7 protein-coding genes and 1 tRNA gene are annotated in these 9933 nt (G+C 65.7%); 7 read left to right on the forward strand and 1 reads right to left on the reverse strand.

The window, feature by feature from the left end:
* Nucleotides 1-53: 53 nt before the first annotated feature.
* A tRNA-Pro gene (locus AB0K21_RS33260) sits at nt 54-127 on the forward strand.
* 137 nt (nt 128-264) lie between these two features.
* Here the strand turns inward: AB0K21_RS33260 and AB0K21_RS33265 are convergent.
* The gene (locus AB0K21_RS33265) at nt 265-774 is read right to left on the reverse strand and encodes an ATP-binding protein (RefSeq protein WP_245651726.1); all 510 of its coding nucleotides are present in this window, start codon (nt 772-774) and stop codon (nt 265-267) included.
* Nucleotides 775-1017: 243 nt separating this feature from the next.
* Between AB0K21_RS33265 and AB0K21_RS33270 the strand changes: the two genes are divergently transcribed.
* The 6 genes from AB0K21_RS33270 to AB0K21_RS33295 all read left to right on the forward strand — a co-directional run bounded on the left by AB0K21_RS33270 (nt 1018) and on the right by AB0K21_RS33295 (nt 9556).
* Nucleotides 1018-1884 carry a helix-turn-helix transcriptional regulator gene (locus tag AB0K21_RS33270; RefSeq protein WP_030917746.1) on the forward strand — a complete coding sequence of 289 codons (867 nt, stop codon included), beginning with the start codon at nt 1018-1020 and terminating at the stop codon, nt 1882-1884.
* 209 nt (nt 1885-2093) lie between these two features.
* Nucleotides 2094-3488 (forward strand): trigger factor, encoded by a 1395-nt coding sequence (gene tig / locus AB0K21_RS33275; RefSeq protein ID WP_364155601.1) that lies wholly within the window; start codon nt 2094-2096, stop codon nt 3486-3488.
* A 561-nt stretch (nt 3489-4049) separates the two neighbouring features.
* Entirely contained in the window at nt 4050-4643 is a 594-nt protein-coding gene (locus AB0K21_RS33280; protein ID WP_051752985.1) for an ATP-dependent Clp protease proteolytic subunit, read from the forward strand.
* 11 nt (nt 4644-4654) lie between these two features.
* Nucleotides 4655-5299, forward strand: coding sequence for an ATP-dependent Clp protease proteolytic subunit (locus AB0K21_RS33285; protein WP_030917740.1), 645 nt, complete (start codon nt 4655-4657; stop codon nt 5297-5299).
* Nucleotides 5300-5491: 192 nt separating this feature from the next.
* Entirely contained in the window at nt 5492-6772 is a 1281-nt protein-coding gene (gene clpX / locus AB0K21_RS33290; protein WP_030917736.1) for an ATP-dependent Clp protease ATP-binding subunit ClpX, read from the forward strand.
* Between the two features lie 207 nt (nt 6773-6979).
* On the forward strand, nt 6980-9556 hold the full coding sequence (locus AB0K21_RS33295) for a valine--tRNA ligase (protein WP_343983272.1): 2577 nt from the start codon (nt 6980-6982) through the stop codon (nt 9554-9556).
* Nucleotides 9557-9933 lie beyond the last annotated feature (377 nt).

The following is a 9933-nucleotide window of genomic DNA, read 5'->3' on the forward strand; positions in this document are numbered from 1 at the left end:
TCGTCAGGGCGTAAGCGTACCGGAGTTCCGGAGCGTGCGCGTACTCGACCTACCGGGGTGTGGCGCAGTTTGGTAGCGCACCTGCTTTGGGAGCAGGGGGCCGCAGGTTCAAATCCTGTCACCCCGACGCATGCCGGGCATCGGTTCCGACCGATGCCCGGTTTCTCGTCGTACGGGGTGCGAGTTCCCGGTCACGCGAGACAGGCAGGGCGCATGCGCGCGATGTCTGGAAGGCCGCCTCGCGGCGCGGGAGCGCGGTGAACGTCAGCGGTGGGCGCTGAAGAGGGCCCAGACGGCCTTGCCGCCGCAGTTGAGGTAGTCCCAGCCCCAGCCCTGGCTGTAGGTCTCCACGATGTAGAGACCTCGGCCGTTCTCCGAGATGAAGTCCGGCTCCTTGGGGGTCGGAACCTCGTTGCTGGGGTCCATCACGGCCAGGAGCACGTGGGGCGAGAGACGCAGCAGGACGAGCGTGATCGGGGTGATCCCCGGCTGGCCGGGCGGGCACAGCGCGTAACGGACCGCGTTGGTGACGAGTTCCGAAACCACTAGCGCTGCGTCATCGCTGAGTTCCGCCAGCCCCCAGTCGCGAAGCGTCGAGCGTGTCACATCCCGGGCGGTCTTCACCGAGTCGGCCTGACTGGGCAGAGGGCACGCGGTGGCGTCGGACTGGTTGGCCTCGAGCAGCTCGTCAAAGCTCACCTCGCGGGTCGCCTGCAGGTAGTCGGCAGCCGATTTTGGCTCCTCCACCATCCTGCCGGTACCTCCCGCTGTCATCGTGAGTCTCCGTACCACGTGAGAGTTTTCAGAGCTTGTGCACCATAAGCCCAATATGCACTAAGCCATCATGGGTCACCGGAACGTCTGCTGCAAGACCCAAATGCACGTGCAGTTGCAATGTGCAGCAGCATGGATGGTTGGGGCGGCGACTTGGCGAATTGGGCAGTGACTTGAGACCTTGTCATAGCGGCCGGAAGTAGTGACACTGTGTGCGCTGGCCCAAGTAGAGAGGGAGGCGAAGTGGCGCAGGTTCAACCGGGATCGGGTCCCACAGCTCTGCGTATCCTCTTAGGCTCCCAACTGCGTCGTCTGCGCGAGGCCAAGGGGCTCTCGCGAGAGGAGGCAGGCCATCTGATCCGCGGATCCGAATCCAAGATCAGTAGGATGGAGCTCGGCCGGGTTGGCCTGAGAGAGCGCGATGTGGCGGATCTGCTCACCTTCTACGGGGTGGAGGACGACCGCGCCCGGTCGGCGATCATGGATCTGCTGCTCAGAGCCAACGAACCCGGCTGGTGGCATCGGTTCAACGACCTGCTGCCCTCATGGTTTCAGACGTACGTCGGCCTGGAGGAGGCAGCCTCCCGGATCCGTACGTACGAGGTGCAGTTCGTGCCGGGCCTGCTGCAGACGAAGGAGTACGCCAGGGCGGTCATCACCGCGGGGAGCGCCGGCATAGCGCCCGACGAGATCACCCGCCGGGTCGATCTGCGGATGGAGCGCCAGCAGGTGCTCAGGCGGCCCGACGGCCCGTTCTTCTGGGCCGTCATCGACGAGGCCGCGCTGCGACGTCCCATCGGTGGTGCGGACGTCATGCGGGCACAGCTGGAGCACCTGCTCGACCTCATGCGGCAGCCGAACATCACGATCCAGGTGATGCCCTTCAGCTTCGGCGGCCACAGCGCGGAGGGCGGTGCCTTCAGTGTGCTCCGCTTCAACGACAGCGAGCTCCCGGACGTGGTCTACGTCGAGCAGCTGGCCAGCGCCCTCTACCTGGACAAGCGCGAGGACGTCGACCGCTACAGCGAGGTCATGGAGCGACTGTGCGCGGTCAGCACCACCCCCGGTGAGACGAACGACATCCTGCGGCGGATCATCAAAGAGGACTGAGCGGCCATTGGTCGCTCCATGGTGTCGCTCTGCTCTAGACTGGCCTGCGGCGCTGAACACCCGCCGCAGTGGAGCGTGCCCTAATCTCGCACGTCTCGATGGCTGTGCCAGGTGCCACTCATGTGGGCGCGGCGCGAGAGCTTGCCGCGATAGCCGCTACGACTTGGCGCGCCCGCGATCACTCGAAGTTTGATCAAGGAGACGACCCCGTGAAGACCGCTGTGGAGGAGCTCAGCCCGACCCGGGTAAGGCTTACCGTCGAGGTGCCGTTCGAGGAGCTCGGGGAGAGCCTGCAGGCGGCGTACAAGAAGGTCGCGCAGCAGGTGCGCGTCCCCGGATTCCGCCCCGGCAAGGTTCCGGCCCGCATCATCGAGCAGCGCTTCGGCCGCGCGGTGGTGCTGGAGGAGACCCTCAATGACGCGGTGCCCAAGCTGTACGGCCAGGCCGTCGACGAGAGTGAGATCTTCCCGGTCAGCCAGCCGGAGATCGAGGTCACCAAGATCGAGGACGGCCAGCAGGTCGAGTTCACCGCCGAGGTGGACATCCGCCCCGAGTTCGACGTCCCCGACTACCAGGGCCTCGAGGTGACCGTTCCGGTCTCCGAGGTCTCCGACTCCGACATCGACACCCAGCTGGACGGCCTGCGCCAGCGTTTCGCCACGCTGACCGGCGTCGAGCGCGCCGCTGCCGCCGGCGACTTCGTCGTCATGGACCTGGCCGCCTCGATCGACGGTGTCAACATCGAGGAGCAGCAGGCCAACGACGTCTCCTACGAGGTCGGTGCCGGTTCGGTGCTGCAGGGCCTGGACGACGCCCTGGTCGGCCTGTCCGCCGGTGACACCAAGGAGTTCACCACCAACCTGGTCGGCGGCGAGAACGCCGGCGAGGAGGCCGTGGTCACCATCACCGTCAAGAGCGTCAAGGAGAAGGTCCTCCCCGAGCTTGACGACGAGTTCGCCCAGCTCGCCAGCGAGTTCGACACCCTTGACGAGCTCAAGGCGAGCATCAGCGAGCAGGCCCGCCGCAACAAGCTGATCGAGCAGGTCGTCCAGGCCCGCGAGAACGCGCTCGACGCCCTGCTCGGCAAGATCGACATTCCGCTGCCGGAGAGCGCGCTCAAGGCCGAGGTCGACAACCGCAAGCACAACCTTGAGCACCAGATCGCCGAGAGTGGCCTGAGCAAGGAGGCGTTCTTCCGCCTCTACCAGACCACCGAGGAGGAGCGCCTCGCCGAGTTCGACGAGAGCGCCGCCAAGGCACTCAAGACGGGCTTCGTCCTCGACAAGATCGTCAAGAGCGAGGAGCTCGGCGTCAGCGAGCAGGAGCTGACCAACTTCGTGGTGCGCCGCGCCATGCAGATGAACGTCGCGCCCAACACGCTGGCCCAGCACCTGGCCGACAACGACCAGCTCACGCTGGCCATGGTCGAGATCGTCCGTGACAAGGCCAAGAGCGTCATCGGCGATGCCGCGAAGGTGACCGACGAGGCGGGCAACGAGGTCGACCTCAAGGCCATCTACACCGAGATCAACGGTGCGGAGGCCGAGGAGACCGAGGAGGCCGCCGAGGCTTCGGAGGCCCCCGAGGCTGACGCCGCGAAGTAGCCCTAGGCAGAAGCGAGGGGTGCCCGGCGGGCGCCCCCGGACGCCCCCATCGCGCTCAGCGTGACGGGGGCGTCCGCGTTCTGTCGCTCTCCAGGGCCTGGCCAGGACCTTCGGCCGCTCCGGGGCCGAGCCGAGGACGATGCGGGGGTGAGCGCGCCGCAGAGCGCTGCCCTGACGCTCTCCTGGATTCCTCCGGTTCTCCCCGCTTTCCGGAGAGCCCGCGGGCTCCTGGGCCCGCTGAGAGCCGCGACCTCCTCTCCTCTGCCCTGGAAGCCCTTTCGATCTGCTTCCGGCGTCCGCGCGGTATCCCGAGAGCTCCGACACGCCGTACGGGCTCCGGCTTCCGAGCCTTTACCGAGGCGTGTGACGGGAGGTTCCAGACGCGGTGAGGAGGAGGTGGGCAGCATGCGCCGTCAGCGAACAGCGCGTTGAGGGGGCATGTCCGGTAGGTCGCGCGCGTTAAGGTCACAAGCAAAGCCAATCGATTACGACGCATCGGAAGGTGACGCTGTGACCAGCCCGCCGACCTTCTACCAGCCGACCGGCTCCGGGCCCGAGTCGATGAGCCAGCCGAATGGCTCGTTCAGGCTCGAAGACCAGCTCTACCAGCGGCTGCTGCGTGAGCGCATCATCGTGCTGGGCACCCAGGTCAACGACGAGATCGCCAACCGAATCTGCGCCGAGCTGCTGCTGCTCGCCGCGGACGACTCAGAGCGCGACATCTGGCTCTACATCAACTCGCCAGGCGGTTCCGTGACCGCCGGGATGGCGATCTACGACATGATGGAATACGTGCCTAACAATGTGTGCACGGTCGCGATGGGTCTGGCCGCTTCCATGGGCCAGTTCCTGCTCTGCGCCGGCGAGCGGGGCAAGCGTTACGCCCTGCCGCACGCCCGCATCATGATGCACCAGCCGTCCGGTGGCATCGGCGGCACCGCAGCCGACATCGCCATCCAGGCTGAGCAGATGCTATATGTCAAGAAGACCCTCGCCGAGCGCATCGCGTTCCACACCGGTCAGAACCTGGAGCAGATCGAGGCCGACTCCGACCGTGACCGTTGGTTCACGGCCGAGGAGGCCAAGGACTACGGCTTCATCGACCAGGTCGTGCGCAGCGCTCGACAGGTGCCCTCCACGGGCGCCGTCTCCTGAAGGGGCACAAGGTGAGTGAGTTGATCCGGCCGGGAGACATCAACGGCCGTTACGTTCTTCCGTCCTTCAGTGAGCGCACGTCCTACGGCGTGCGGGAGATGAACCCGTACGCCAAGCTCTTCGAGGACCGCATCATCTTCCTCGGCGTGCAGGTGGACGACGCGTCGGCCAATGACGTCATGGCGCAGTTGCTTACCCTGGAGTCGCTCGACCCCGACCGTGACATCAGCATCTACATCAACTCGCCAGGCGGTTCCTTCACCGCCATGACGGCGATCTACGACACGATGCAGTTCGTCCGGCCGGAGATCCAGACGGTCTGTCTGGGCCAGGCGGCCTCGGCGGCGGCGGTCCTGCTGGCCGGCGGCACGCCCGGCAAGCGCTTCGCCCTGCCGAACGCCCGCATGCTGATCCACCAGCCCTCCACCGAGGGGGGCGGCCAGGGAAGCGACATCGAGATCCAGGCGCGCGAGATCCTCAGGATGCGCGCCCAGATGGAGAGCATCATCGCTCAGCACTCGGGCAGGGCGCCGGAGGCGGTCCGCAAGGACATCGAGCGGGACAAGATCCTTGATGCCGTGGAGGCCAAGGAGTACGGGCTGATCGACGACATCATCCCGTCCCGCAAGAAGCTCGCGAAGGCCGTAGCCTCCTAACGAGGCATATCGCACCGGAACCGTGCCGAATCGGGCACGTTCCGGTGCGACTCGCCGCTAGGGGGCTCACTGAGGGCTCAGAAGACGGTAACGTCGAAACCTAAGCGGGATGACTTTTCGATCGGGTATCGGGCCGGTCGGAAGAAACGGACCGCGGCAGCCAGGGCGGTCCCACGCAAAGGAGTATCTGGGGTGGCACGCATCGGCGACGGGGGAGACCTGCTGAAGTGCTCTTTCTGTGGAAAGAGCCAGAAGCAAGTCAAGAAGCTCATCGCCGGACCCGGCGTATACATCTGTGATGAGTGCATTGACCTCTGCAACGAGATCATCGAGGAGGAGCTCAGCGAGTCCTCTGAGCTCAAGTGGGACAGCCTTCCCAAGCCGAGGGAGATCTACGAATTCCTCGACGCCTACGTCATCGGTCAGGACCAGGCGAAGAAGGCTCTCTCCGTAGCGGTCTACAACCACTACAAGCGGGTGCAGTCCGGCGAGCGCGGGCGTGACGACGGCATTGAACTGGCCAAGTCCAACATCCTGCTCCTGGGCCCGACCGGTTCCGGTAAGACGCTGCTCGCCCAGACGTTGGCGAAGATGCTGAACGTTCCGTTCGCCATCGCCGACGCCACAGCCTTGACAGAGGCGGGCTATGTGGGCGAGGACGTCGAGAACATACTGCTCAAGCTGATCCAGGCCGCCGACTACGACGTCAAGAAGGCCGAGACCGGCATCATCTACATCGACGAGGTCGACAAGATCGCTCGTAAGAGCGAGAACCCGTCGATCACCAGGGACGTCTCCGGTGAGGGCGTGCAGCAGGCCCTGCTGAAGATCCTGGAGGGCACGACCGCGAGTGTGCCGCCGCAGGGCGGCCGTAAGCACCCGCACCAGGAGTTCATCCAGATCGACACCACCAACGTGCTGTTCATCTGCGGTGGGGCCTTCGCCGGCCTCGAAAAGATCATCGAGTCCCGGATCGGCCGCAAGGGCATTGGTTTCAACGCCATCATCCGTTCCAAGGAAGACATCGACAGCTCTGACATCTTCGGGGACGTCATGCCCGAGGACCTGCTGAAGTTCGGCATGATCCCCGAGTTCGTCGGCCGGCTCCCGGTCATCACGAGCGTTCACAACCTTGACCGTGAGGCGCTCATCCAGATCCTCACCGAGCCGCGCAACGCCTTGGTCAAGCAGTACCGGCGCCTGTTCGAGCTGGACAATGTCGAACTCGAGTTCACAGACGACGCGCTTGAGGCGATCGCGGACCAGGCGATCCTGCGCGGCACCGGTGCCCGTGGCCTGCGAGCGATCCTGGAGGAGGTTCTCCTCTCGGTGATGTACGAGGTGCCGTCGAGGCAGGACGTGGCGCGCGTCGTCATCACCCGCGAGTCGGTTCTCGAACACGTCAACCCCACGCTCGTGCCGCGGGACCAGCTCAACAAGCAGCAGCGGCCGCCGCGTGAGAAGTCCGCGTGATCCAGCCTGAGCGAACCGGTTTTCACGGCTGACGCCCCCGCAGGGAGATCCTGCGGGGGCGTCGCTGTTTCCGCTGGTTTCCGCCGGGTCGGCCGGTGGCGCGTTCGCCGGACGATTTCAGCAGCCGGTCCACGGGGTGGGGGGAACACGTCGCAACTCTTCGGCTGGGGAACATCGAGTGCGTGGACATCCCTAGACTTGGACATCGTGACGACGCCAGAGCTGCCCACCCAGTACACACCTGCCGACGTGGAGACCCGGAGCTACGAGCGCTGGGTATCGCAGGGATACTTCACCGCTGATCCGAGCGGCGAGCGCGAGCCTTACAGCATCGTCCTGCCTCCGCCGAACGTGACCGGTGTCCTGCACATCGGCCACGCACTCGACCACTCGATCCAGGATGCGCTGACCAGGCGCGCTCGCATGCGCGGCCAGCAGACACTCTGGCTGCCAGGCATGGACCACGCCGGCATCGCCACCCAGAACGTCGTCGAACGCGAGCTCGCCAAGGAGGGCCTGTCCCGGCACGACCTCGGCCGCGAGGCGTTCGTCGAGCGGGTCTGGCAGTGGAAGGAGGAGTCCGGCGGCCGGATCCTCGGCCAGATGAAGAAGCTCGGCGACGGTGTCGACTGGTCACGCGAACGCTTCACCATGGACCCCGGACTGTCCCGCGCCGTCCAGACGATCTTCAAGAGGCTCTTCGACGACGGGCTCATCTACCGCGCCGAGCGCATCATCAACTGGTGTCCGCGCTGCCTGACCGCGCTTTCGGACATCGAGGTCGAGCACAGCGAGGACGAGGGCGAGCTCGTCTCGATCCGCTACGGCGACGGTGACGACTCCATCGTGGTCGCCACGACCCGAGCAGAGACGATGCTCGGTGACACCGCCGTGGCCGTGCACCCCTCCGACGAGCGCTACGCGCACCTGATCGGAAGGGAAGTGGAGCTACCACTCACCGGACGTCTCATCCCGATCGTCGCCGACGAGCACGTCGACCCGGCCTTCGGCACCGGGGCGGTCAAGGTCACTCCGGCGCACGACCCGAACGACTTCGAGATCGGACGGCGCCACTCGCTGCCGTCCCTGACGATCATGGACGAGCGCGGTGTGGTCACGGCCCACGGCCCGTTCCAGGGGCTCGACCGCTTCGAGGCCAGGCCCGCGGTGGTGGCCGCGCTACGCGCCGAGGGGCGGATCGTGGCGGAGAAGCGCCCCTACCTCCACTCCGTCGGGCACTGCTCACGCTGCAAGACCGTGGTCGAGCCACGGCTCTCACTCCAGTGGTTCGTCAACGTCTCGCCCCTGGCGAAGGCGGCGGGCGATGCGGTCCGTGACGGCCGGACCAAGATCCACCCGCCGGAGCTGGCCAAGCGCTACTTCGACTGGGTCGACGACATGCACGACTGGTGCATCTCCCGGCAGCTGTGGTGGGGGCACCGTATCCCGGTCTGGTACGGTCCCGGCGGTGAGGTCGTCTGCGTCGGCCCCGACGAGCAGGCACCCGATGGTTACGTCCAGGACCCCGATGTCCTCGACACCTGGTTCTCCTCCGGGTTGTGGCCGTTCTCCACTCTCGGCTGGCCGGACAGGACACCCGAGCTGGCGAAGTTCTACCCGACCTCCGTCCTGGTGACCGGCTACGACATCCTGTTCTTCTGGGTCGCCCGGATGATGATGTTCGGCATCTACGCGATGGACGGCGAACCGCCGTTCCGGACCGTGGCTCTGCACGGCATGGTCCGGGACCAGTACGGCAAGAAGATGTCGAAGTCGTTCGGCAACGTCGTCGACCCGCTCGACTGGATCGAGCGCTTCGGTGCCGATGCCACCCGTTTCACGCTGCTGCGTGGAGCCAACCCCGGCTCCGACGTGGCGATCAGTGAGGAATGGGCAGGAGGGTCGCGCAACTTCTGTAACAAGATCTGGAACGCCACTCGTTTCGCGCTGATGAACGGTGCCGTGACGGGTGAGCTTCCGGTCGAGGAGTTGACCGCCGCCGACAGGTGGATCCTGTCCAGACTCCAGGAGATCGTCGCGTCGGTGGACGCCGCGTTCGAGGACTTCGAGTTCGCCAAGATCTCCGACCTGCTCTACCACTTCGCGTGGGACGAGGTCTGCGACTGGTACGTGGAACTCGCCAAGATCCAGATCGCCTCCGGGCAGGAGCACACCCGGCTCGTGCTGGGTCATGTCTTCGACTCGCTGCTCCGTCTGCTCCACCCGCTGGTCCCGTTCGTCACCGAGGAACTGTGGCGGGCGGTCACCGGGCACGAGTCGATCGTGGTCGCGCCATGGCCGACGGTCCAGGAGTCGTTGCGTGATCCCTCGGCGGAGGAGGAGATCATCGCGGTGCAGGGGCTGATCACCGAGGTGCGCAGGTTCCGCTCCGACCAGGGCCTCAAGCCAGGGCAGCGGGTCTCCGCGCGGCTCTCGCTCGCCGGTACGGCTCTGGCCTCTCACGAAGGGGCGATCCGGTCGTTGCTCCGGCTCGACCAGCCGTCCGAGTCGTTCGCCGCGACCGCCCGTCTCGATGTGAGCGGGGTCGTCGTGGAGATCGACACGGCGGGGGCGATCGATGTGGTCGCCGAGCGTAAGCGCATGGAGAAGGATCTCGCGGTGGCGCGCAAGGAGGCGGCCCAGGTCGCGGCCAAGCTCGGCAATGAGCAGTTCATGGCCAAGGCGCCGGACGATGTGGTGGCCAAGGTGCGATCCCGTGCCGTGCAGGCCGACCAGGACATCGCGCGGCTGCTCGCTCAGCTGGCGGCGTTGCCGACGGGCTGACAGGCTGACGGCCTGAGTTCGAGAGCAGGGCGTGAGCCCTGACCTGAGGATCCCAGCCGGCGGCTGGGAGGAGAACGGCACAGGTCAGGAAGTCGGAGTGAAGCGAGAACCCGGAGTCTCCTGACTCCGGGTTCTCGTGTTTGAGAGCTGAAGCCTCAGGGAAGACCTAGTTGTTACCGGGAAGTTGGTCATGGTGGCCCCAGGAGGCTGCTAGAGTTCTTCAGGCAGGGCAAAGTCCTGCAGCCCCCTCTGAAAATCTGGCAAATCGGGTGTGTCTGCATAAGTTGGACATCGACCGGATGTTGGAGTAAGTTAGAGGGGTTGCCCTGGAGACAGGGTGGTCGCAATCCTAGCGGATTCGGCGGGTTCAAGTCGAT

The organism is Streptosporangium sp. NPDC049248 (assembly GCF_040678965.1).
Taxonomy (GTDB): domain Bacteria; phylum Actinomycetota; class Actinomycetes; order Streptosporangiales; family Streptosporangiaceae; genus Streptosporangium; species Streptosporangium fukuiense.